This is a genomic window from Acinetobacter gerneri DSM 14967 = CIP 107464 = MTCC 9824 (genome assembly GCF_000368565.1).
GTDB classification, from domain to species: Bacteria; Pseudomonadota; Gammaproteobacteria; order Pseudomonadales; family Moraxellaceae; genus Acinetobacter; species Acinetobacter gerneri.
Genome location: NZ_KB849537.1, coordinates 2,451 through 28,212, shown reverse-complemented (window position 1 = coordinate 28,212; position 25,762 = coordinate 2,451). Strand labels below are relative to the sequence as shown.

Annotated in this window: 17 protein-coding genes and 1 pseudogene; 12 read left to right on the top strand and 6 right to left on the bottom strand. The window is 37.4% G+C overall.

Annotated features, from left to right (window positions below; all coding sequences use genetic code 11):
* Positions 1 to 83 precede the first annotated feature (83 nt).
* A complete protein-coding gene (locus F960_RS01885; RefSeq protein WP_004856705.1) occupies positions 84 to 1,073 on the bottom strand; it encodes a LysR family transcriptional regulator in 990 nt (329 codons plus the stop codon).
* Between the two features lie 243 nt (positions 1,074 to 1,316).
* Entirely contained in the window at positions 1,317 to 1,730 is a 414-nt protein-coding gene (locus F960_RS21425; RefSeq protein ID WP_004856703.1) for a hypothetical protein, read from the bottom strand.
* 579 nt (positions 1,731 to 2,309) lie between these two features.
* Here F960_RS21425 and F960_RS01875 point away from each other — a divergent pair.
* Positions 2,310 to 3,914, top strand: a complete 1,605-nt coding sequence (locus tag F960_RS01875; protein WP_004856700.1) for an isocitrate lyase — start codon at positions 2,310 to 2,312, stop codon at positions 3,912 to 3,914.
* Positions 3,915 to 4,239: 325 nt separating this feature from the next.
* Here the strand turns inward: F960_RS01875 and F960_RS01870 are convergent, their stop codons facing one another.
* Positions 4,240 to 4,893, bottom strand: a complete 654-nt coding sequence (locus F960_RS01870) for a TetR/AcrR family transcriptional regulator (protein ID WP_004856698.1) — start codon at positions 4,891 to 4,893, stop codon at positions 4,240 to 4,242.
* Positions 4,894 to 5,149: 256 nt separating this feature from the next.
* Between F960_RS01870 and F960_RS01865 the strand changes: the two genes are divergently transcribed.
* The 7 genes from F960_RS01865 to F960_RS01835 all read left to right on the top strand — a co-directional run bounded on the left by F960_RS01865 (position 5,150) and on the right by F960_RS01835 (position 16,049).
* Positions 5,150 to 6,157 carry an HlyD family secretion protein gene (locus F960_RS01865; RefSeq protein ID WP_004856696.1) on the top strand — a complete coding sequence of 336 codons (1,008 nt, stop codon included), beginning with the start codon at positions 5,150 to 5,152 and terminating at the stop codon, positions 6,155 to 6,157.
* A 4-nt stretch (positions 6,158 to 6,161) separates the two neighbouring features.
* The gene (locus F960_RS01860; protein WP_004856692.1) at positions 6,162 to 7,946 is read left to right on the top strand and encodes an ATP-binding cassette domain-containing protein; all 1,785 of its coding nucleotides are present in this window, start codon (positions 6,162 to 6,164) and stop codon (positions 7,944 to 7,946) included.
* Positions 7,943 to 9,070 (top strand): ABC transporter permease, encoded by a 1,128-nt coding sequence (locus F960_RS01855; protein ID WP_004856688.1) that lies wholly within the window; start codon positions 7,943 to 7,945, stop codon positions 9,068 to 9,070. The genes F960_RS01860 and F960_RS01855 overlap by 4 nt, the downstream gene beginning before the upstream one ends.
* 4 nt (positions 9,071 to 9,074) lie before the next feature.
* Positions 9,075 to 10,190, top strand: coding sequence for an ABC transporter permease (locus tag F960_RS01850; RefSeq protein ID WP_004856685.1), 1,116 nt, complete (start codon positions 9,075 to 9,077; stop codon positions 10,188 to 10,190).
* Positions 10,191 to 10,469: 279 nt separating this feature from the next.
* The gene (locus tag F960_RS01845; RefSeq protein WP_004856682.1) at positions 10,470 to 13,295 is read left to right on the top strand and encodes a type VI secretion system Vgr family protein; all 2,826 of its coding nucleotides are present in this window, start codon (positions 10,470 to 10,472) and stop codon (positions 13,293 to 13,295) included.
* 11 nt (positions 13,296 to 13,306) lie between these two features.
* Positions 13,307 to 14,701 (top strand): phospholipase effector Tle1 domain-containing protein, encoded by a 1,395-nt coding sequence (locus F960_RS01840; protein WP_004856679.1) that lies wholly within the window; start codon positions 13,307 to 13,309, stop codon positions 14,699 to 14,701.
* Positions 14,702 to 14,786: 85 nt separating this feature from the next.
* Positions 14,787 to 16,049 carry a DUF2931 family protein gene (locus F960_RS01835; protein ID WP_020846922.1) on the top strand — a complete coding sequence of 421 codons (1,263 nt, stop codon included), beginning with the start codon at positions 14,787 to 14,789 and terminating at the stop codon, positions 16,047 to 16,049.
* A 78-nt stretch (positions 16,050 to 16,127) separates the two neighbouring features.
* Here F960_RS01835 and F960_RS01830 read toward each other — a convergent pair whose 3' ends face one another.
* The 3 genes from F960_RS01830 to trpS form a co-directional block, all read right to left on the bottom strand.
* Positions 16,128 to 17,846: a flotillin family protein gene (locus F960_RS01830; RefSeq protein ID WP_004856673.1), complete on the bottom strand. Its 1,719-nt coding sequence runs from the start codon at positions 17,844 to 17,846 to the stop codon at positions 16,128 to 16,130.
* A gap of 30 nt (positions 17,847 to 17,876) precedes the next feature.
* The gene (locus tag F960_RS01825; protein ID WP_169333002.1) at positions 17,877 to 18,527 is read right to left on the bottom strand and encodes a YqiJ family protein; all 651 of its coding nucleotides are present in this window, start codon (positions 18,525 to 18,527) and stop codon (positions 17,877 to 17,879) included.
* Positions 18,528 to 19,031: 504 nt separating this feature from the next.
* Entirely contained in the window at positions 19,032 to 20,045 is a 1,014-nt protein-coding gene (gene trpS / locus F960_RS01820; protein ID WP_004856668.1) for a tryptophan--tRNA ligase, read from the bottom strand.
* A gap of 194 nt (positions 20,046 to 20,239) precedes the next feature.
* Here trpS and F960_RS01815 point away from each other — a divergent pair, with 194 nt between their 5' ends.
* The 4 genes and pseudogenes from F960_RS01815 to F960_RS22570 form a co-directional block, all read left to right on the top strand.
* Complete coding sequence (locus tag F960_RS01815; protein WP_004856666.1) at positions 20,240 to 21,160, top strand: DUF808 domain-containing protein; 921 nt, start codon at positions 20,240 to 20,242, stop codon at positions 21,158 to 21,160.
* 145 nt (positions 21,161 to 21,305) lie between these two features.
* Positions 21,306 to 22,193 (top strand): KPN_02809 family neutral zinc metallopeptidase, encoded by an 888-nt coding sequence (gene ypfJ / locus F960_RS01810; protein ID WP_004856663.1) that lies wholly within the window; start codon positions 21,306 to 21,308, stop codon positions 22,191 to 22,193.
* Between the two features lie 653 nt (positions 22,194 to 22,846).
* On the top strand, positions 22,847 to 24,346 hold the full coding sequence (locus F960_RS01800; RefSeq protein WP_004856658.1) for a cation:proton antiporter: 1,500 nt from the start codon (positions 22,847 to 22,849) through the stop codon (positions 24,344 to 24,346).
* A gap of 560 nt (positions 24,347 to 24,906) precedes the next feature.
* Positions 24,907 to 25,762, top strand: a pseudogene (locus F960_RS22570) (BapA/Bap/LapF family prefix-like domain-containing protein); the annotation flags it as partial.

The following is a 25,762-nucleotide window of genomic DNA, read 5'->3' as shown; positions in this document are numbered from 1 at the left end:
TAAAAAACATCTAGGTGGTGAAATTCATCAGCACCTAGATGGAAGTATAGTCTTGAAAAGCGTAGAAGATAAGAAAAATAATTTTAATATTGAGAAAAATGTGAATTATTCATTAAAAACTCACGATTTTCTTCTTCGATCATTTGACGTGCAACATACAAAATCAACTGGCGTAACCAACGATGTGCAGGATGATGATGTAGAAGAGGGCACCATGCCATTTTCAATTCAAATTCTGGAATATAAAACGGTGGATCTTTAAGTACCAGATTTTGACTTTTGGCTTGAAGACGTGCAATACGTGTCGGTAAAGTTGCAATCAGGTCTACATTTGCTGCCAATAAGCCTGGCATTTGATAATGACGCGTAAATACTGAAATTTTACGTTTTTGCCCAATACGTTCTAAAGCTTGATCGATCCAGCCTAAACCTGCTTGTTTCTCAGGATTTACCCCAAAGCCTACGCCCATACCAGTTTTTGATACCCAAATATGCTGTGCATCTAGATAGCTTTTTAGATTGAGGTTATTGACCGCAGGGTGTTTGTTGTTGAGTAGGCATGAAAAACTGTCACGCCAAACGAGAACTTGGTGAAAACTTTGCGGGATTTCATTAAATCGGTTAATCGCTAAATCAACTTTACCTTGTTCCATATCACGATAAGACACGTCACTCGGTGTTAAAAAGTCCAAAACGACATTGGGTGCTTCTGAGCGCAATGCTTTAACTAAACGAGGAACCAGAGTCGCCTCAGCATAGTCCGAAGTCATGATACGGAAAACACGATTTGAGGTATAAGGTCTAAATTCGGTACGAGGTTCTAAGATCATCGACAAATCTGACAGTGCATCACGAATACGAGGTTGCAATTCGAGCGCACGTTCAGTCGGTGTCATACCTTCAGAAGAACGAATTAAAAGCGGATCATTAAACAGATTACGTAAACGGCGTAAAATGTTACTCATTGCAGGTTGGGTTACCCCTAATTGTTCTGCGGCACGAGTGACATTTTTTTCACGAAGAAGTACGTCAAGATAGATTAATAAGTTGAGATCGACCCGCTCAAGATTCATAAAAAAAATACCGAAAATAAAATCATGAAATCAAGTAGGGATTATGCCATAAGCAATCGGATTTGTGTTAGAAATTGACGAAATTAACAGCATTATTCACTTATGATTGTGACTAAGTTGAAATGTCAGCAACACCTGCATTGAAATACGATAAGCAAGCTGTTGTTTCATCTTTATTTTGGCTTTAAAACTCAGCTTTTAAAGCCAGTATTTTAGGGGCTGTCGAACTTTCACAACTGAATTTTACTGAGCTTCTTCGATTGCTTCGGCATTCATTCGATTGAATGTTTCGACTAAGGCATCACAGTCTTGTTTTTTAGCCTCACAAACCACTCGCATGACTAAGCCATCTTTTGCTGTAACTTCTCTACGTACAAAAGCAGGGTAGGCTTTTTCAGTCTTTGGAGTAAATGACCAAACGACCGTTCGATCTATTTTCTTTTCATAAACCACTTGCCATCCGTCAGGAGAAGTGATGATTTCAACTACTGATGGGTTATTTCTGGCTTGTGACTTTAGATCAGCATAAGTATCAGCCACACTTTTTTGGGGCTTCTGATCTGAAAGTTGAGGCGAATTTTTTGCAACAGCAGTGATAGAAATGCAAAAGCACATGATCACTGTAGACAATACTGGGATGGCTTTAAATTTCGACATTTTTTTCTCGCATTATTTTTTGTTTGAATAGATGGGTACGTTGGATTGATCAGCTGAAATATCCTTTTATACTTATATACTAAATCTTGTTGCTGTTTTGGCAGTAGCAAAATACCCGCGTTAAATTCATTAAAACAAATAAAATGATATTTAAGAATAAAAATATTATTCAAAAATGCTGAATTATTGGGCAAAATGTATTTATAAAATTGATGATCTATTGACCTTTTTGACAGTGATTTACACGTTTGATGTCCAATTTTGATTTGACCTCGACTTAAGTCTAATAATCATTTTAAACTTGATTTGTATGTATATCATACAAAAAATTAAAAACTAAAATTTATATATAATGTTATAAAACAATAACTTGTAAAATATCATCACAATTATAATACGACTTTGATCTATATATTTTTTAAAAAAATACTGAGAATTAACCTAGAATATTGGATTAATTTTTTTTCTCAATCTAAGCTGTATTCATCCTAACGAAGCGCCTGAAATCTGAACAAATAAATACCGCTAGATTTTAAGCCTTCGACTGATGAAATCCTATTATTATTACAGGAAAATATCATGACTACATACCAAACAGCGATTGATGCAATCCGCGAATTAAAAGCAAAATTCGGCAACACTTGGGCAGACATCAGTCCTGAAGATGCTGCACGTATGCAAATGCAAAACCGTTTCAAAACTGGTTTAGACATTGCTAAATATACAGCTGCAATTATGCGTCGTGATATGGCAGAATATGATGCTGATTCTAGCAAATACACTCAATCTTTGGGTTGCTGGCACGGCTTTATCGCACAACAAAAAATGATTGCGAACAAAAAATATTTTGGTACTACTAGCAAACGTTATATCTACCTTTCTGGTTGGATGGTTGCTGCTCTTCGTTCAGAATTCGGTCCACTTCCTGACCAATCTATGCACGAAAAAACTTCAGTTCCTGCGTTAATCGAAGAAATCTATACTTTCTTACGCCAAGCTGATGCTAAAGAATTAAACGATTTGTTCCGTGCGCTTAAAAAAGCTCAAGAAGCTGGCGATACTGCTAAAGCTGCTGAAATCACTTCACAAATCGACAACTTCCAAACTCACGTTGTGCCAATTATTGCTGACATCGACGCTGGTTTCGGTAACGAAGAAGCAACTTACTTACTTGCTAAGAAAATGATCGAAGCTGGTGCTTGTGCGCTTCAAATCGAAAACCAAGTATCTGATGCTAAACAATGTGGTCACCAAGCTGGTAAAGTTACAGTTCCACATGAAGACTTCATCTCTAAAATCCATGCATTACGTTATGCATTCTTAGAAATGGGTCTTGATGACGGTATCATCGTTGCACGTACTGACTCTGAAGGCGCTGACTTGACTCAAAAAATCCCAGTGGTTAAAGAGCCAGGCGACATCGCTTCTCAATACATCAGCTACTTAGATACTCAAGAAATTGACATCGCTGATGCTCAAGAAGACGAAATCTTGATCAAACGTGATGGTAAATTACACCGTCCTAAACGTTTAGCTTCTGGTTTGTATCAGTTCCGTGAAGGCACTCAAATCGACCGCGTTGTACTTGACTGTGTGTCTAGCTTACAAAACGGTGCTGACCTTCTTTGGATCGAAACTGCGACTCCAAACGTTGAAGAAATCGCTCACATGGTGAACCGTGTTAAAGAAGTTGTTCCAAATGCTAAACTTGTTTACAACAACTCTCCATCGTTCAACTGGACTTTAAACTTCCGTCAACAAGCTTACGACCGTTGGGTTGCTGAAGGTAAAGACGTTTCTGCTTACGACCGTGCTAAGTTGATGAGCGCTGAATACGACAACACTGACTTAGCTGCTGATGCTGATGAGAAAGTACGTACATTCCAAGCTGATGCTTCTCGTGAAGCTGGTGTGTTCCATCACTTGATCACACTTCCGACTTACCACACAGCTGCTCTTTCTACTCATGAGCTTGCTCAAGGTTACTTCGGCGACCAAGGTATGCTTGCTTATGTTGCTGGCGTTCAACGTAAAGAAATCCGCGGTACAATTTCTTGTGTTAAACACCAAGCAATGGCTGGTTCTGACATCGGTGATGATCACAAAGAAATCTTCTCTGGTGACAATGCATTGAAAGCGCATGACGATGCTAAAAACACAATGAACCAATTCGCTGCTCACTAAGCTCTGAATTGATTTAAAGAAACCCAGCGAAAGCTGGGTTTTTTGTTTTACAATGATGATAAAATAGAAATCAAATATAAGAATTTTAAATAATATTGTTGCTATTTTTAAACTTTTGGAAATGAAATACTTTTTATGGGGCAAGTGTATGAAGTTCTTTTTACTATTATTCGCTTTATTGATATATGGATTTTATATTGCCAAAAATCCACCACAAGGTGTTTTAGAGTATGTGCTAAATCTATTAATTTTAGCTATATTTACTTTTGTATTTAAGGGACTTCGGTTTGTCACATCATAAAGTCTAAATTTTCACCAATAAAAATTAGTTTGAACCATGTCTATTTCCCATAGCAGTCGCCTTTAAGCCCGCCATACAAAACTTAGTAAAATGCTCAGCTAGAGCAGTACTATCCATACTCATAATTGGGCTGAACATATTTGGGTGGGGGAGACGTTGACCTGCAACGACAAGCATCATACAAGGGGTAACGATACTGACCATACATGGTAAGATTTTAGGTGAATTTTCATCAATACCCGCAACTTGACTGACGATTTTACGTATCAAATAAAACTTTTCAAAACCTTCAGTTTGAATAAAATCAGCAAGTTGCAAAGATGGTGAGAGTAATTCTTGGGCAAAAACTTGTGCATACCAATTTTTTTTCCCGCTTAATTTACTCAAGATTGTTCTAAAAAATAGATTCAATTTATCTTCAGCAGGTATATCATTTTCTGCTAGTTTTGCAAGTTCATTGGCATCTAAATAATACTTATGAGCCACTGAAATCACCGCACGATGCAAACCATCACGCCCACCAAAATGATAATTGATGGTGGCTAAATCGACTTCAGCCTTTTGAGCAATCTCTTTATTAGATGATTTTGCGAAACCTTTTTCAGCAATCAATTCTCCAGCTGCTTCTAAAATTTTTATTTTAGTCACATCGCCATCACTTCGATTTGCTCTACCCATGCTGATCTCATCAAAACCTTGTTGCTTATATCGGGCAATAGTTTAAATAGAATTAAAAATTTAGCCAAATATATTGTGTTAAAAAAACGCATATTTAAAAAAATATTGATAAACATGAGGTTAATGTTAAATGAAAGCCTATTACAAATTTTTCTTTAGATAAATATATCATTTTTGAGCAATTAAGTTTAAATTTAAATTAAATTTAAACTATGCGATCTAAAACAGATCAGACAGCTTAAAGGTCTATTTTTCAATGAATAAGAAATTCATCGTTGCGGGTGTTGTGATATTGCTGCTTGTTTCGGCAGTAGGGTACTGGATTTATCACAGTAAAAATCAGGATGATACACAGTTAACTTTATATGGGAATGTTGATATTCGGCAGGTGTCTTTGGCATTTGAAAATGCAGGGCGCATCCAATCGTTGACAGTTCAAGAAGGAGATAGGGTCAGTAAAGGACAGGTTCTTGGACAGTTGGATGTCAATGCACTCAAGATTCAAATCGCACAAGCTGAAGCAAATTTGGATATACAAGCTCAAGCTGTAAAACAACAAAAAGTCGGTGCTAGACCCGAAGAAATCGCACAGGCTCGGGCGCAATTAACCTCTGCACAAGCTGAGCAGGCCAAAGCATTGGTTGATTATAATCGTGTGAAAACGATTTATAACGATACCAGTGGTCATGCGATTAGTAAGCAAGAACTTGATGCTGCCAAAAGCAAAAAAAGTACGACTGAAGCTTCGGTAAAAGTGGCGCAAGCAGCTTTAGATTTAAGGCTTTTAGGCGACCGACAAGAGCAACGTGAAGCAACATTGGCTCAGTTTAAAGCAGCAGAAGCCAATTTAAATTTATTGAAATATCAACTTTCGCAAGCGGATTTACGTTCACCTGTGCATGCGATCGTACGTGCACGTTTGCAGGAACCCGGTGACATGACCACTGCACAGAAGCCTGTATATACCTTGGCGCTGACGGATCCTAAATGGATTCGGGTTTATGTCAGTGAAACTGATTTAAGTTCGGTCACTATGGGCGAAGCTGCGCAGGTTTATACCGATGCCAATCCAGATCAAGCCATTATTGGGAAAATTGGTTATATCTCATCTGTTGCTGAGTTTACGCCAAAAACGGTGCAAACAGAGGACTTGAGAACCAATCTGGTTTATGAAGTGCGCATATACGTTGATGATGCAAAAGATCGCTTGAAAATGGGACAACCTGTCACGGTCAAACTACAGAAAAATCAAGCCAAAGAGTAAATCTATGTCTGAGTTGATCAATGTCGTAGAAGCACAAAATTTGAGTTGCCATTTTAAAGCTGAGCAAAAAAATCAGTCAGATATTATCGCGATTGATCAATTAAATTTGACTTTGAAGTCTGGGCAAATATCAGCGCTAGTCGGTCCTGATGGTGCAGGCAAAAGTACTTTTTTGAGAATGATTGCAGGACTCTATGCTCCAACGTCAGGATCGTTGCAGGTATTGGGCATTGATGTTGAAAAACATCCGCAGCAAATACAAGATCAGATCAGTTATATGCCACAAAAATTTGGTTTGTATGAAGATTTGAGCGTTCAAGAAAATTTAGATTTATACGCAGATTTACATGGTATTTCACATGAAATGCGTCAGGAAAGATTTGCTCGTTTGTTGAGTATTACCGATTTAACACGATTTACAGATCGGCTTGCTGGAAATTTATCGGGTGGTATGAAACAAAAACTAGGTTTGGCCTGCACTTTGGTTCGTTCTCCACAATTGTTACTGCTCGATGAGCCTAGTGTGGGGGTAGATCCTTTATCTCGCCGTGACCTATGGAAGATTATTGAAGAGCTGGTCAAGCAAGAACAATTGAGTGTCATTATTAGTACAGCTTATATGGACGAAGCAGAACGTTGTGATCAAGTTTTTGTGATGTACCAAGGTCGAATTTTACAGCAGGGAACTCCGCTTGAAATTACTTCATTAGTACAGGGATTAACTTGGCAGATTAAGCCTCCTGCACAGATGAAATCACGGGTTTTACAGGCGCATCTACTCGAACAAACCCAAGATATTATTGATGCCGTGCCCAAAGGTGATCTGGTTCGCTTTATTAGTTTTCAGTCGAACATCGAAAAGATAAAACATATTTTCCCTGAAAATACTCAAGCTGTTTCACGTGAAGCAGAACTTGAAGATGCGTTTATGATGCTGCTACACAAAGCCAATACTGAAGCAAATACTGGTACGCAGCTTTATGAAAATAATCAATCATCGTCGACTGATACAGAAATCGATACAAATGAACCCGTCATTGTCGTTAAAGATTTAGTACGAAAATTTGGAGAATTTACTGCAGTTGCCAATACCTCATTTGAAGTAAAACGTGGCGAAATTTTTGGACTATTGGGTCCAAATGGCGCAGGGAAAACCACAACATTTAGGATGTTATGTGGATTATTGCCTGCGACAAGTGGATTTTTAGAAGTTGCAGGTGTCAATTTGCGTCATGCCCGAGCAAAGGCACGTGGAAAAATTGGTTATGTTTCACAGAAATTTGCGTTGTATTCCAATCTTTCAGTACGTGAAAATTTAACTTTTTTTGCGGGTGCTTATGGCTTATGCGGCAAGACCTTAAAGCAACATATAGCGAAAGTTTTAAAACAATTTAATCTCGATGAAAATGCCAATAGTGGTGATTTACCAGGGGGATATAAGCAACGCTTATCGATGGCAGTGGCATTGGTACATGAACCAGAAATCGTCTTTTTGGATGAGCCGACCAGTGGCATTGATCCAGTTGCAAGACGTTCATTTTGGTACAGCATCGGTGAACTGGCAAACAAAGGCATTACGGTTATTGTCACCACTCATTTTATGGAAGAAGCTGAATATTGTGATCGTATAGCCATACAAGATGCTGGAAAAATGCTTGCATTGGGATCGCCGAAACAAGTTCGTGAACAAGCTGGATTGAACAATGTGCATGATATGAATAGCGCCTTTATTGCAATTGTTGAACAGGCACGTGAAAAATCACGACAAAATAAAGTGGAGGCAGGATGAGTTACTCTACAAATTTTCAGCGCTTATGCTCACTCATTGTCAAAGAATCAAAACAATTGTTACGTGATAAAAGTAACCTCGGTGTAGGACTATTATTGCCGATTGTGCTCATTTTACTTTTTGGATACGGGCTTTCATTTGATTTAAGCAAAGCTAGAGTTGCAGTTGTGGTTGATCAGGATACCCCGCAAACAGTACAAATCTGGAATGGTTTATCCAGCAGTAAATATCTACAAGCTGAATATTTCCATGATTTTAAATCTGCTGAAAATGCACTGATGCAGCATAAAACGGATGCTATTTTGCATATTCCTGCCAATTTTGCAGATGAGCAAACACAGGGACAAGCTCAGATTCAATTGATTTTAAACGGTGCCAATACCACAGTCGCTAATTCGCTACAGGGCTATGTGCTTGGCGCAATTTCAACAGTTTCAGGTATTCAATCTGATCGTGCAAATTCATCAAGTAGCGTCGGCTCAATCAGCATAGAACAACGGATGTGGTTCAATGAGGCAAGTAATAGTACTTGGTTTTTAGTGCCCGGATTGATGGTGCTCATTTTGACATTAATCGGTGCATTTTTAACGGCTTTATTGATTGCAAGAGAACGTGAAAGAGGAACTTTAGAGGCATTGTTTGTCACACCAGTTCGACCTTTGGAATTAGTGCTTGCCAAGTTAGCACCTTATTTGATTATTGGTGTGATTGATTTGGTGCTTTGTTTATTGGCGAGTTATTTCATTTTTCATGTTCCTATTCGAGGTTCACTAGGTGCGATTATTTTAGTTTCAATGCTGTATCTTGTGGTGTCGTTGGCGCTTGGGTTAACGATTTCTGGCTATGCCAAAGGGCAGTTTCAAGCCAGTCAATTGGCAATGTTGATTAGTTTTATGCCTGCCATGATGCTTTCAGGTTTTGTATTTGATCTCAGTAATCAGCCTTATATTGTGCAATTTATTAGCCAACTTTTACCTGCAACGCATTTTATGCAGTTATTAAAAACACTATTTTTGAGTGGCAATGACTGGGCATTAATTTTTAAAGAATGTGGAATTTTATTGATTTATGCACTGGTGCTGATCAATGCTTCACGTTTGTCTTTACGTAAAAAATTGGGGTGATTTTATGCAAGGACTGATGATTTGGTTTAGGCAGCTCGGATTTCTTATTCAAAAAGAAATTTTGACGATTATCAAAGAACCAGCAAATCGTGTGATTTTATTTGCTCCTGCGCTTATTCAAGCCATTTTGTTTGGCTATGCCGCGACCTATGATGTCAATAATGCAAAATACGCTGTTTTAGATCATAGTAAAGGGCAAGTTTCTACAGAGTTAATCGCCAGACTGGATGGCTCAGGACATTTTCATCGGGTCGCAAATCTAGAAAATTCATCCCAAATTGCAGAGCAGATTGATTCGCAAAAAGCTTTATTGGTACTGGTTATCCCCGCAGATTTTGAAAATAAGCTCAATCAGCAACAAGCTTCACCGATACAACTCATTTTGGATGCGCGTAATTCATCTACAGCAGGCATTGCATCCTCTTATATCAATACGATTGTAAATGGTTTAAATGAAGATCGTGCAGGAACTACGGCAAGTATGACGATAGAGACGAGGTCATGGTTTAACCCAAATCTTGAATCACGCTGGAGCATGATGCCAGCATTGATTGCCTCACTCAGTATGATTCAAACGCTACTTTTGTCGGCTTTGTCTGTAGCCCGTGAACGGGAACAAAGTACTTTTGATCAGCTCTTGGTGACGCCGTTAAATCCGATGCAACTCTTGATCGGAAAGGCTATCCCTTCAGTGATTATCGGCATGATTCAGTCGACTATTATTATGTTGATCATTTTATTTTGGTTTAAAATTCCAATGAATGGATCATTTGTTTTGCTATATTTCGGCTTGTTTTGTTTCAATATCGCCACGGTTGGTATTGGGCTTTCCATTTCTGCAATTTCTTTAAATATGCAACAAGCCATGCAATATACATTTTTAATCATGATGCCTTTGATGCTACTGTCTGGTTTGCTGACTCCAGTGCAAAATATGCCTGCTTTTTTAGAGTATGCAACGTATGTAAATCCATTACGTTTTGCAATTGATCTGGTTCGACGGGTTTATTTGGAAGGCGCGAGTTTTATGCAAGTGGCATGGAATTTTGTTCCTATGCTGATTTTGACTTGTATTACCTTGCCTTTGGCTGCTTGGTTATTTAGAAATAGACTGAGTTAAATTGGATCTGAACGCTATCTCTATTTAGATGGGACTGTGGCGATTTTTCTAGAATGTGCCCAGTCTCTATGATTTGACTAAAAATAAAAATGGACTTGTTTTATTGAAGTTCTATATGGTTTTATTGTCCTTTGGGTTAAGGTAAATTTATTTGAATATTCAACATTTATCAAAAAACGAAAATTCAGTTATTGAATGAGACAATTTTTTTAAACTTGCTGCATTGCTTATTTTTTTGATCTAAATTTGATCGAGTAGTAGAAATATAAGTCATCAACAATGTCAAATATACTTTCTGAAATGTTAGAAAAAATGGGGCTAACATCATATCGACGACCTGTCTCTATTTTATTTTCTGATCAACTTTTAAATGACAAATTGTATCTTCAGTACTTCGAGGCATCTCAGTCGATCAATAAAGATTTTTTGAAAGCTACAGCACTGTGTTTTTCTACAGATTCAACGATCGCTTTAAAGAAATTTATCGGTGTGCAAGTTGCAGTCGATCAAATATGTGATAGTGGACAGTATTTTAGGACCACAGGCGTTATCGTTGCTGCTGAACAAGGGGCATCTGATGGTGCATTGACGAGTTATCTTTTAACGATTGAAGATCCATTATCAATCCTAGATAAAAGAATAAATAATCGGATTTTTATCGATAAATCAGTGATATATGTGGTCGATACTATTATTAAAGAATGGTATCAATGCAGTTCTATGTTCATGTTTTATCTGCGATTAAATTTGGAGGGTTTAAAGAAAACTTATCCAGCTCATGCGCAAATAACTCAAAGAAATGAATCCGATAAACAATTTATTTTAAGATTATTGGCTGAACATGGCATCAATGCAATGTTGCAGGAACAAACACCTTTTGTAGACTCCTTTTGTACAGCCTTGCAGCCACAAAAACTTTGTTTGATTGATCACAATGCATATTTTAAACAATTAGATAGAAAAATAATTCGCTTTCATCGCAGTTCAGCCGCGGAAACACAGGATAGCATTACACATTTTTCAGCCAAACGAAGCATGCAACCGACACAGGTACATGGACATCGCTGGCGCGCAGATTTGATTAAACAAGAAGATTTTTTACAGACTTCCAAACATCATCATAGCGATCATTATGCCAATGAAAAATCAGGTCTAGATACTGCGCTCGAGATTAAACCTGCTTGTATTGCTGATCTGGAAGGGCATAGTGCAACACCTCAAGCAAATTTATCTCAGCTTGAAACAACTGTAGAAAATCAAATCAATCAATACAATTTATTGGCTAAAGTATTTATTGCTAAAAGCACGGTTCGAGATGCGGCTATTGGACAATGGTTTCAGTTAGAAGGGCATGAACTGATTGATCAGCATAAAGATGATGATAATCGCTATTTAATTTTTGCCAAAAAATTTTATTGTCAAAACAATATTCCAAAACAGCTGAATGACCACTTCAATCATTTGCTGAAACAAAGTCAGTGGACTCATTTTATTTCAGATACTTTGGGTGAAAGACAGGAAAATGAACTGGTACTTCATCGAAAAAATACAGTCATTGTTCCCGAATACAATGCTTTAGCAGATAAACCACGTGCAACAATGATGCATTGTAAAGTGGTCGGTCCATCAAACGAAGTCGTCCATGTCGATGAGCTTGGTCGGATCAAAGTACGATTCCCTTTTTTAATCAAACCCAAAGATAATCAACATGATGGTGGATCTGGCACAAATGATCACGATAATGATTCTGCATGGGTTCCTGTACTCAATGCATTTGCAGGAACAAATTTCGGGGAACGATATCTTCCTCGAATTGGCGAAATTGTGCTGGTATCACATCTTGATGCTGATATAGATCGACCAATCGTCATAGGTCGTGTTCATGAAGCAGCACGATATCCTGCAAAATTTGACCATAAAGGTAAATTGCCAGAGACCCGATATTTGAGTGGGGTAAAAACGGCTGAAATCGAAGGGAATGGATTTAGCCAACTTCGATTTGATGATACTCAGGGGCAAATCAGCGCACAATTACACAATAGTTTTGCGGCAAGCCAAATCAATCTCGGACAGTTGAGTTTTCCTAAAGAAGATGAAAGCAGTAAAGATCGTGGCACTGGATTTGAAATTCGTACAGATAGCTATGGCGCTGTACGTGCTGGAAATGGGCTGTTGATCACAAGTTATGCTCAGACAAATGCAAATGGCGAACATATGTATGCTGAAGAAGCTAAACAGCAGATCAGCAAAAGTTATGAATATGCCAAATCATTGAGCGAAGTGGCGAAACAGCACCAAACAGATGAAATTACAACAGTCGAGCAACTCAAATCTTTTGCGGAAAATATTCAAAAAGATATCGCAAAATTTAATCGAGCCATGTTGCTACTTTCATCCCCTTCAGGGATTGGGCTCAGTACAGCAGAAAATATTCATCTTACTAGTGATCAAGACATTAACCAAATCGCAAAAGGTAATCTCCACGCCAGCACTCAAAAGAATTTTGTTGCTCATGCTATAGAAAAAATCAGTTTATTTGCAGTAAAGCAGGGAATGAAACTCATTGCAGCACATGGAAAAACGGAAATACATGCGCAGACAGATGCGATGGATATTATTGCCGACAAAGTGCTGAAAATCATCAGTAAAAAGAAATCAGTTGAAATCGCAGCTGATCAAGAAATATTGCTGAACGTGAAAGGAAACTACATCAAACTTACTCCTGACCATATAGAACTCGGTACTCAAGGAGAAATAAAGGCTTATACCAAGCAGTTTATAAAATATGGTCCTAAAACAATCGATTATGCGATACCAAAAGATCCTTATAACGAAATGTTTATATTGAAAAATCCTCAAGGGGATGCAGTTGCGGGTTTCGCTTACAAAATCGTGACTGCATCGGGGCAGATTTTTAGAGGGATAAGTAATGAAAACGGTGAAACCATCCGTCTAGGTTCTGGTTATCAAGGCTGTCAATTTGAAATATATGCTGATGATGGTGAGGATACGGATCCTAATAGTGATGATGAATTAGACTCAAATGATGATGCTAGTGATCCAGAAGATTTCGACGAGACAAATAATAGTGAAAATGAAGAATAATGGGGAAAAATATGGCAACGCTTCCAGTACAAGACCAAAGTAAGTCAAAGCAAAAACCACTTACAACAGTTTCTACGAATAAGCCTCCAAATTCGTCTGTACCGTTGACGGTAAAACCAATAGTGGTCAATGTATTCTTTGATGGCACAAAAAATAATATGTATAATATTGATTATTATCAAAGAAGTACCAGAGATACTCAACGAAAAATTGATCAAAATAAAGATATGGAAAGCTATCGCAATGCCTATTCAAATGTAGCCCATCTTTTTACCCAACAGTACAATGAGAATAAAGATAATATTTGGGTCTATGTTGAAGGTATGGGGACAGAAAAATATAATAATGATGATACGAGAGGCTTTGCAGCAGGCAGTGGGAAAACAGGGATAGTAGCTAGAGCTTCACAAGCCTTTTCACTAATACAAGAAAGATATAAAAAATTTAATGATAGAAATCAAAAGCCATCCATAATAATATTTAATGTCTTTGGTTTTAGCCGTGGTGCTGCAACTGCAAGACACTTTGTCGGAATGGTTAAAAACTATCCTCACTTTTTTAAAGGTTGGGGGCTCAGTGCGGCACAAATGACGTTTAGATTTGTCGGGATATTTGATACGGTTTCTTCTTTTCAGCCAGTCTGGCCATCAAAACCTAATTTTTATAATGATAACAAAGAACTTTACTTAGATTTTTCTAGCTTAAATGCACAGGATAAAAAAAATATCAAAGTTTTTCATATCGTAGCAGCCGATGAATATCGTGAATACTTTGATTTGACAGATATTACACTTGCTTTAAAAGAAAAGTTTGGCTTTGAAGTCACTATGAATGGGGCTCATTCAGATATTGGTGGAAGTTACCCTGATGGAAAAGGTGACGAATATGCAATAACAACAAATAAATTAAAAAAATGGTTTATCGAACAAGGCTTTTATTTTGAAAATGATATACGACCTTTAAGTTACCCATTACCGCCAAGCAGTATATCTCAAGACTACCAAGCTAGAAGACCAGCCAAAGACACTGAAAAGAATATAACAGGAATTCCATTTGATTATCACAAAATACCATTAAAAACTATGCGTTTAATGGCTCAAAAGTTTGCACTGATCCAATTTAAACAAACAATCGTAGATTATGAAAATGATGGTCTAATTGGAATACTTAAGGAGTTAATCAATCGTCATCCTTCTACAGTGATGAGTAAAGTCTCATGGGGGGGGAAACTAGATTTAAGATTAACCAATAGAGAACAAGTCAGAAACCTACGACATCAATTTTTACATTGGTCTGCACAAAAATTTTTTGGAGACCCTGGCTCCTACTATGGTCTAGGTAGAAATGTAGGGTATTCAATTAGGTTGAAAAACGATCTCCCATATCGAGAAGTTCACCATGCTTAATCGGAAATTTTTAACTGCATTTTTTTTGATAGCATTCTTGGGTGCTTTTTCATTTTATCTTTTCCATATCTATAAAGTAAAACACATGAATACGAAACAATTTGAAATTGAATGGGGAGTAAGCCTTTCCTCTGGAACTTTTACCAATTACAAAGACAATACTAATGCCATAGCAGTTGAATCAAGGGTAGTAAAATCTCCTGTCGATACCAATATGCAAACCTCATTTCACCTTGCGGATGGTACTTGGCTTCGCACAGTAGATGGACCATCTGGTTGGTGGGGGCTTGGAAGTACACCTCTTGGTGGCAACCTGTTTAAACAGCCCTTACCAGAGATGCTTCATCTGACTTTTTTTGATAGTTATGACAATCAGTTTTATCAACTTATACAACCACTCCCAAAAGAAAAAATTTATGACTTAATGACTACAGTACATAAAGGAACAGCGGATGATACGGATAATCCGTCACCAAATGTGTATGATACTTTTGACATCGGTTTTGCACCCAAAGGCTGGATTATCTTATATGCTATAGGAGCAGGGACTCGTAAGGAAATCAGATCGTGGCAAGCGACAAAAATAGATGCAGATTATATTCAACATGTAGGTTTAAATTATACAGGGAACTTAGAGTACCTAAAAACTAACGATATCAGAAAAAAACATGTTCAGTCGGCTCTGGACGACTTTAAAAAACGTAACCCTGCGATTTATAAACGTTGGATGGATGGAACATTAAAAGTCAATTCTGACTGGTATAAAATGTTGCAAACTAAGTTCCCTTGGAATTTGGAGGTTAATGCACCAGATGCTGACTGGTCAGGTGAATACTATGCAGAATATGCCAATGTTGAGCGTTATGAAATATTGGATGATCAATTAGAAGCAGACAAAACACATTTAAAAGCAGCGCCTGTCAAAATTGGAACTTGGCTTACCTATAAGCCTACAGGTGTTCGTTATTATGTTGAAATCCATATGTTTCCTATTCCAAAATGGTCCGCTGATGGGTATATCCCTTATTACCAAGATCCAAATCTAGCCTTATATTTTAAAAATTTCCAAGAGCTTTTTCCGCTTTCCTCATTGGCTCGAAATGAAACTCCTGCTCATGAAGCAGAGTTTGGCAAAATTGTACTTGATTTTGATGAAGATTTTAAAATTAAAGAGGCCTATTTAAAAAGAGGTAAAACCATCAGATCACTTGATGGTGCTTATGAATATTATCTCGCCCCACAAGATTTAAGGCGTGGAAAATATATTGCAGAACAAGGGCATCCACATTTTTTAACGGCACCTAAAATACCAGATTTAACTGATCCAGTATTTGCGGATCGCGACTAAATTATTTTAGATCACAGGTGCTAAATTTAATAAAAATAAGGCTGAATGTTCAGCCTCATTATTTATGATAATTTCTGATTACTTATCGTGTTTCGCTTGAGGCTTTAAACCTTGGGTCAAACCATTGATATCCCCACCGTGTATACCCAATTCATTCATCAAGCTATCAATCAAAGGTGCTTGTGAACGATAGCGAAGGGCACTATTGACAACTTGATCAGATAAAGCCACTTGTCCTTGTTCCGCATTATCTGCTGTAGCAACAGATGCACCGCCTGCACCATTTAAACCATTCACCTGCAAAATTTTGATGTCATCAATATTTTCCATTGGTTTAACACTTTCACGAATGATTTCAGGTAAATATTTAATCAAGGCTAAGCGTACTTGCATTTCAACTTGTTCAGGAGAGAGTACATTATTTGCTTCATTGACTGCACGTGTACCTTCAGCATCAACTTGATATTGTTTCTCTTGCGCTTCTGCGAGGAGTTTTTTTGCATCAGCTTCACCTTTGGCTTGTAAACGGTGTTTCTCAGCTTCAGCTTCAGCGCTGATACGAATCGCCTCTGCTTCGTCGACTGCTGCTTTTTTACTTGCTTCAGCAGCAACGGTAATTGCAATCGCATCTTTTTCAGCGGCTTGTTTTGCGGCAACAAGTTCAACTGCTTTTTCACGTTCTGCACGTTGTGTTTCACGAACAGTCAAAACTTCTTCTTCAGCTTTTACCGCAGCCGCACGCGCTTGGTCTGCTTGAGCTTTGGCTTCTGATTCTGCACGCGATTTTTCAGCAATCGCAATTGCACGATCTTGTTCAGCCAGTTCAATGGTTTTTTTCTGTTCGACTTGTGCTTTTTGGATCAACTGTGCTTTTAAAATATTTTCATTTTCAACATCACGAGCAGAGGCGATTCGTTTCAATTCAACTTCACGATTTGCAGCAATTTGTGCTTCTTCTGCTTCACGTTTTTTTGAAGCTTCTTGTGTTGCAATTTCAGCCAATTGTTCAGCACGACGGATAGAAATTTCACGTTCTTGTTGCAGTTTTGCGTATTCTTCTTCACGTAAAATTTGCAGTCTTGCTTGTTCTGTTTCTAGGTTTTTGGCTTTAATCGCCAAGTCATTGTCTTGCTCAATATCATTACGTTTTTTACGACGATCTTCGATGGTTTCAGTGAGTTTTGTTAAACCTTCGGCATCAAAGGCATTTTGAGGATTAAAATATTCAAAGCTGGTCTGGTCAAGTCCTGTCAATGATACCGTTTCGAGTTCCAAACCATTTTTATATAGATCTTCTGACACCACCTGTTGTACTTTTTGCACGAAATCAACACGTTTTTCATGTAATTCTTCCATTGCCATTTCAGCAGCTACAGCACGTAAAGAATCGACAAATTTACCTTCTACCAAATCTTTCAGCTCTTGAGGTGACATGGTTTTTTTACCCAATGTCTGAGCCGCAGTTGCGATCGACTCTGCCATAGGTTTTACCCGTACATAAAACTCAGCCATGACATCTACACGCATACGATCACGGGTAATCAAGGCTTGATCAGAAGCTCGTCTTACTTCTAGGCGAAGCGTATTCATATTGACAGGGATCACTTCATGTAAAACAGGCAATACGATTGCGCCGCCATTTAAAATGACTTTCTCACCGCCAAATCCAGTACGGACAAATGAAACTTCTTTACTTGAGCGTTTATAGAGTCGGGCAATAATGACCCCGATAATGATGAGCGCAAGTAAAATCACACCTGCGATAGTCAAAATTTGATATAAGGATGAACTTATCATGTAAATCTTCTCATTTATTTGATTATAAATTTAGATTTCAATTGCTTGAAAACCTTGTTGTGTTTTTTGCGTCAATAAAACTTCTTGACCTTGATTAAAAATAATGTCGGATTCAGGTTCGACTAAGATGTAATGTATTTGTCCAAACTGATCTTGAACTTTAGCCTCAGCAGGTGAGTGCTGTTTGGCTTGCCCTAAAACGATAACAGCTTTTCGCCCAATGAGATCTTCAGCATGGATTGCTGTGGTTTCATCTTTGGGTAAAATTTTTGCAATAATCGCTGCACATACACGAACCAGTGGCATACATAAAAAAAGACAAACTGGAGCAATGATCCATGCAGGTAAATAATGTGCGCTAATTTTGAAAAAAATAATCTGACAAATAAAACCCGTCAATCCGTAGGTTGTTAAAAAAATAATTAACCAAACTAAAACAGGGACGCGGCCTAGATAAAGCCAATCCAAAAATTTAACACTTAGGCTGTGATCTGCTTGAGTTTCAATCTCAGGATGATGTTGCAGATCACTGAGTTGATCAGGTACAAACTGATCTAAAAATCCTTGTGTTGTTGAACCAACGATAAGTAAAAGCCCTTCAAAAATACCAAGAAGCAGCATTAGACAAATACTAATGCTAAAGACCATATTGTTGGGGTGTAAAATGATGTCCCACATTATTTTAGATGCTCATTATATTTAGAGTAAGAAAATATATATTCAATTCATTTGATTAAAACAAGATCACAGTTAAAGATCAATCATAAATAGAATCAAAATATAGAAAAAAATAACTCGAAATTTTTATTTTTAAAAAATTATATTAAAATAATAACTTATCGTTAAAATATGGAAGTTAGGCATTGGAAATGTTGTAAGACTGAGATCATTTAACAATGAAAATTCATCAAAAAAAGACAAAAAAATACGCAATGATTGGGGTTGTCATTGCGTAGTACAACGAATCTGCTCTCACAGATCCGGTTAAATGGTTGCTATAAGCTTTTTGGGATCAACTTATATGCATTGAAGATATCTTATGATAATTAGATATGAGTGAAAAGACTTTAATGTGATATGTTTGTTAAATAATGTAAAAAATGTGATGTTAATCATATTATTTTTATGGGGTGAAAAAAAGCTTTCCCGAAGAAAAGCTTTTAAATTAATTACTTATTATAATAATTAAAAATGAAACACACCTAGACCATTTTTAACTTCATCCAAAGTTTCTTGGGTGATGATTCGGCATTTATCCGTACCTTGTTTCAAGATATCCATAATATAATCAGGATCTTTGGCAAGTTCTTGGCGACGTTCACGGATTGGACCGATCAGCTCTTTCAATACGGCTTCAAGACGTTTTTTCACAGTACCATCGCCTAATCCACCACGACGATAATGTGCTTTCAACTCTTCAACTTCTTCTTTATTTGGATCGAAAGCATCAAGATAAGTAAAGACCACATTACCTTCAACTTGACCTGGATCTTCGATACGAAGGTGATTTGGGTCGGTATACATAGCATTTACTGCTTTTTTGATGTCTTTATCAGAGGCATCAAGCACGATGGTATTGCCCAAAGATTTAGACATTTTCGCCTTACCATCAAAACCAGGTAAACGTCCCATATTTGAAAGTAATGCCTTACATTCAGGCAAAATATCTTGACCAATTTGACGATTTAAACGACGAACAATTTCATTGGTTTGTTCAATCATCGGAATTTGGTCTTCACCTACAGGAACAACCGTAGCTTTAAATGCTGTAATGTCAGCAGCCTGTGCAACAGGGTAGCATAGGAATCCAGCAGGAATATCACGCTCGAAACCACGCATTTGGATTTCAGATTTAATTGTTGGATTACGTTCTAAACGAGCAACAGTCACAAAGTTGAGATACAACATCGTAAGTTCGTTCAGCGCTGGTAAGCAAGATTGCACACAAATCGTGGTCTTGGTTGGATCAATCCCTACAGCAAGATAATCGGTAGCAACTTCGATAATATTGCGACGAACTTTTTCGAAGTTGTCAGCATTGTCTGTGAGAGCTTGTGCATCTGCCAATAATAAATGTTGATGATGCGAATCTTGTAAGCCTACACGTGAACGTAACGAACCTACGAAATGACCTAAATGAAGTTGTCCAGTTGGACGGTCGCCGGTCAAGATGATCGGGCGATTGTCTTGATTACTCATTATCTTAATATCCAAAGTCGTGTGTGCGACATCTGTTGTTTCTACGAATGCGATATATTGTACGGGATTATTTTTTTTTATGTCAGGAAAATAATGATGTTATTTTCAATATAATTTGTACAACGGATTACTTTTTTTAAAATTAAAGCTTAAAATTTTATTAAATTGCCAAATCAAATGAATAAGGAATAAAAATGGCGAGTAGCTTATTGATCTTATTGGATGACATTGCAACTGTACTGGACGATGTCGCTGTGATGAGTAAAGTAGCAGCAAAAAAAACAGCAGGTGTCTTGGGGGATGATCTTGCTTTAAATGCGCAACAAGTGTCAGGTGTACGTTCTGAACGAGAGATACCTGTGGTTTTAGGTGTCGCCAAAGGTTCTTTTGTAAATAAACTCATTTTAGTTCCTCTTGCACTTTTGATCAGTGTTGTAGCTCCGTGGTTAATCAGTCCTCTATTGATGATTGGAGGCTTGTTTTTATGCTATGAAGGCGTTGAAAAAGTAATTCATACGTTTCAGCATAAAAAGGCAAAAACGGTTGAAGATGCAACTGAAGAATTAAATGAAAAAGAAATAGATTTAGCGACTTTTGAAAAAGAGAAAATCAAAGGTGCAATTCGTACCGATTTTGTATTATCTGCTGAAATTGTGGTGATTTCACTGGGAACAGTTGCCACAACCTCATTTGCCAATAAAGTAGCTGTTTTGTCTATTATTGCAGTCATTATGACTGTAGGTGTTTATGGATTTGTCGCTATGATTGTCAAAATTGATGATCTTGGACTTTATCTGACAAAAAAAGTATCTACCGTACAACAATCAATAGGTCGAGGATTATTGGCATTTGCTCCAATTTTGATGAAAACACTGACTTTTGTCGGCACGATTGCGATGTTTTTGGTGGGTGGCGGGATTATCAATCACGCTGTTCCTGTTTTGCATCATTTAACTGAAAATACCGTTGATCATATTGAACATATTCCTAGTGTTGGTAATATTATAGGTGCAGTAACACCCACCTTACTTAATTTTGGTTTGGGTATAATTGCTGGATTTGTCGTATTATTAATTGTGAAGTTGTTCGGGAAAATCTGGAAAAAATCTCACTAAAATTACTTTATATGTAAAACAAATGAGCGGTGGTACACAGTTTTGTTTTATATCAAGCATATGTACCATTTTGAGGTTATTACAATTCATGTTTTTTATCATGATCAGAGCCTATAATAATGGAAAATAATTAAGGAAAATCACAATGCTTTGGAAAGGTCGACGCGAAAGCGGTAATGTGGAAGATCAACGTGGCGGCGGTGGGGTAAAGGCTGGGGGGATTAGTATTCTCGGTTTGGTTGTAGCGTTTGTTGCTTGGAAGTTTTTTGGTGCTGATCCGCAGCAAACTTATCAGGCGACTAAGCAACTCACCACGCAAAGCCAACCTCAACAAGCCAATCCTGAAAGTTTGACTGCTGAACAAAAGGAGGATGGTGCATTTGTTAAGACGGTTCTTGCGGATACGGAAGATACATGGACTCCGATTTTTCAGCAAAATAATATGCAATACAAAGCCCCACGTTTAGTCATGTTTACTGGTGCTGTGCGTTCGGGATGTGGGACTGCCGAGTCGGCTATGGGGCCGTTTTATTGCCCAGCTGATCAAAAAGTCTATATTGATACCAATTTCTTTAGAGATATGCGCCAGCAGATGGGAATTTCGGGGGATGCAAACTCTTCCTCTAAACAGGCTGGTGACTTTGCCAAAGCTTATGTGATCGCACACGAGGTCGGCCACCATGTTCAAAACTTGTTAGGTATTTCTTCACAAGTTCAACAGGCTCGCCAGCAGTCTTCTAAAGTTCAAGGTAATCAGCTTTCAGTTCGCCAGGAGTTGCAAGCGGATTGTCTTGCGGGTGTTTGGGCAAATCATACTCAGGAAAGAACGAATTTCTTGCAGCAAGGTGATATAGAAGTTGCGATGGATGCAGCACAAAAAATTGGTGATGACTATCTACAACGCCGTGCTACAGGGCAGGTAGTGCCAGATAGTTTTACTCACGGTACAAGTGCACAGCGTATGCAATGGTTCCAAACTGGTTTTAAATCGGGTGATATCAACCAATGCGATACTTTTAAATCAAGTATTTGATTTGTATTTCTCGTTCATTTAAAAAAACTCAACGCTAGACCAGTTGAGTTTTTTTATTCCATTCAACGATTTTTAATCGTGATTGGGGGATTTAATCCCTTGAATAATTTTAATCTAAAATCTATTTATGTAAGTTATTTAATAGAGTTCTTGCATAAGTCATTTATTGCTCAAAGTTATACTCTAATCATTTTGCTTCAAATCCTAATGAAATTTGCAATTAAGGCAGGATGCCGTCCGTCGAACAAGGGCTACAGGGATGTATGCCCATTTGTTCGACAAATGGTTTTGCTTACTTTGTCCAAAAACAAAGTAAGAAAGATTGTCTACGCAAAGTAAATTAAATGACTCACGGTAGATGTGACCGTATGATATTTTTCACCAAAATACCAGATCTTTTTTAATTTATGAAAGAAGTCTAATAAATATGGTTTATATTTTCGATTTTTTATCGGTCTCAATGTGATCCCAAATTTTATGGGATTTTTTATGTAAAAAAGATGTAATTTTAGGGGGACATAAAAGCAACATTTTTTGTAAAATATTTTTGCATTCTTTTTCTTTTTTCATTTCTGCTTTCGATTCGGCGGTCGAAATGTTTGATGAGTCTGTGTCTAACTTCATTCATAAATTAAAAATTAATAAGGGTTTGCATGGGTAATTTTTTCATACTCCAAATTTTAACCGTCGTTTTTGCTTTATCCATTGCGACTACAATTTTTAATAAGCGTATTCTGGATTTTCCGCAAGCAATCGGTGTGCCTATTGTTTCAGCAATTTTTGTCTTCCTTTTACAATGGGGGGCGAGTCTTTTAAGTGGTAATCATTTTATAACCATTAACATTCACAACATTGAAGAAGCTGTTCGGAAAATCGATTTTTATGATTTTTTAGTGAATGGTGTGATTTGCTTTATCCTGACCTCATCGGCACTCAAATTTAAAGTTTCGGATTTAAGAAGCTACTGGAAACCGATCAGTATTTTGGCAACCATCGCTTTGGTTCTGTGTGCAATCTTTTTTGCTGGGCTGATTTATGGCTTTCAATATTTGATCGGGAATCCTGTTCCAATTTTAGTGCTGTTATTGTTGGGATCGGCTTTGGGTGCAACAGACCCGATTGGGATCAAAGGGGTATTGAGTTCGGTTCGTGCACCACATCATTTGATTGTAAAACTCGAAGGTGAATCACTATTTAATGATGCAATGTGTATTGCATTATTTATGACTTTGTTGAATGTATTAGAAGGGGAACATTTTAGTATCTGGGTCACTTTACAAAATTTGCTTTATGAAATCGTTGTGGCAGTGATTATTGGGTGGGCCTTTGGTCTGGGCATTTTACGTTTACTGCGTGGTAAACATGAAATGGAATCTTTGATTTTAACGACTGCTTTATTGGCATGTGGTTCTTATTTGGTTGCTTTATTTGCGCATGCTTCTGCACCGATTGCCTGTGTTATCGGTGGACTGATTGTTGGTAATAAATGGAAGGAAATTTTACAAGATCGTGAAATTCGTGAAGTAAACCATTTTTGGCATACGGTGGAAGGTATTATTAATTCCTTCCTATTCACTTTGATTGGACTAGAAATTTTTATTTTAGATCTGAGTACAAGTTTAATATTAGGCGGTATTGTTGCTTTTATTATCTTGCACCTTTCACGTTTTGCAGCAAACTTCTTGGCATTTGCATTTTTCCCATCATTCAGAAAGAAAACGTACAACGGAAGTCTCGCCATTTTGTCTTGGGGCGGGGTACGTGGCGGTATTTCATTGGCATTGATTCTTGCGGTAGCCAATATTCCAGAGTTACGTGAATATAGCAGTATTTTGATCGGCTATACCTTTATTAGCGTTTTACTATCGGGTGTGGTCTGTGGTTTAGGTCTGCCAGAAGTCATGAATGCATTTTATTATAACCCTGATGAACCTAAAACGGGTTTTAAAGGTTGGTACCAAAGAATGTGTAATAAAATGAATCGCAAAGGTATTAAGTATATTGTGGGCGAAGATAGTGAAGGTCGTGAAACAATTACGATATATAACCCTGAAGCATTAGTCGATAAGCGTGATGATGATGGTGTTGCGGCAGTACATCACCCTAGTAAAGTTCAAGAAGTAAAACGTTTAGAAAATCCGAACAATTTCTAAACACAAAAAAGAAAAACGGAGCAATAATTAACACTTATTGCTCCATTACAAAAAAACACAAAAATACAATAATGTAGATTAATACTTCTTTTTTTTTAAGCTCTTTAAACACAAAAAATAATATATAAAAACATAAACCTTTCTATAAATATTAATTTTTAAGTGATTGTAAATTATATATTTATAGTAAATTGCTTCAAAATAAAATAATTGAAACTTCAATCAAAAATAACCTATTTTAAGACTTTTTGAAAAGTCAATCTTTTAAAATTGCTATTTTTTAATAAAGCTAAACCTTTGATTGTTATATAGTCATTTTTTGAAACAAAGCAAAAATAAAATCACTTTTATCTTAAAAATAGTGAAATAAATATACATATACCATTATTAGTGTGATAATCATCACGTTTATTTGTTTTTGCTGTGATGTTGTTGCGATTTTCTACTGAGAAAGAGAAACGTAGCAGCGACAGTATTTATAATTCTTAGAGGCGTTCTTTATGTCAAAAATTTCAATAATTTCAAAACAAAGCCATCAGACCATCAATCAAACAGATGCAAATGAAGTCAGCTTGACTGAAAGTTCATTGGTTGTCTTGAAGATTAACCCGAATGATGTTGCGAAAATAACCAGAAGTGGCAATGCTGCTGTTATTACTTTAAAAAATGGCGAAACCATTGTTGTTGATCACTTTTTTAATGATAAAAATACTACTGATAACACTTTGGTGTTTGAAGATGATCAAGGAAAAGTTGCATGGGCAGAATTTAGTGATGCCAATGGTGCTGTAACGGATACGATTAAATATCATTATGTTGATAGCGTTGATGCATTGTTATCATCAGATCATGAAGGCTTAGCTGCTTTGATCTTGCCTTGGGCGGCAGGTGCTGCGGTTATTGGTGGCATTGCTGCCGCTGCAGATAGTGGCGGTTCATCAAGCAATCCTGGGGATAAAACACCGCCTCCAATTCCAACAGTGACTGAAAATAATAGTAACGGTATTGGTGGTACAGGTGAGCCTGGCTCAAAAGTGATTATCACAGACAAAGATGGTAATACAGTGACGACCATTGTTGATCCAAGTGGTCATTGGCATATTGGTCCTGAAAATCCATTAGAAGAAGGTGAAAAAGGTACAATTGAGGCGACTGATCCTGCAGGTAATGGTTCAGGAAAAGGTGAGGTGATTGGTGGTGACCAAACTGCGCCTACAAAACCAGTGATTGACCCTGTTAATGGCAAAGATCCTATTACAGGTACAGCAGAGCCGGATTCTACAGTGACAGTGACTTATCCTGATGGTAAGACAGCAACTGTACATGTTGATTCGACAGGACACTGGGAAGTTCCAAATCCAGGTCTAAAAGATGGTGATGAGATTAAAGCCAATGCAACAGACCCAGCAGGTAATA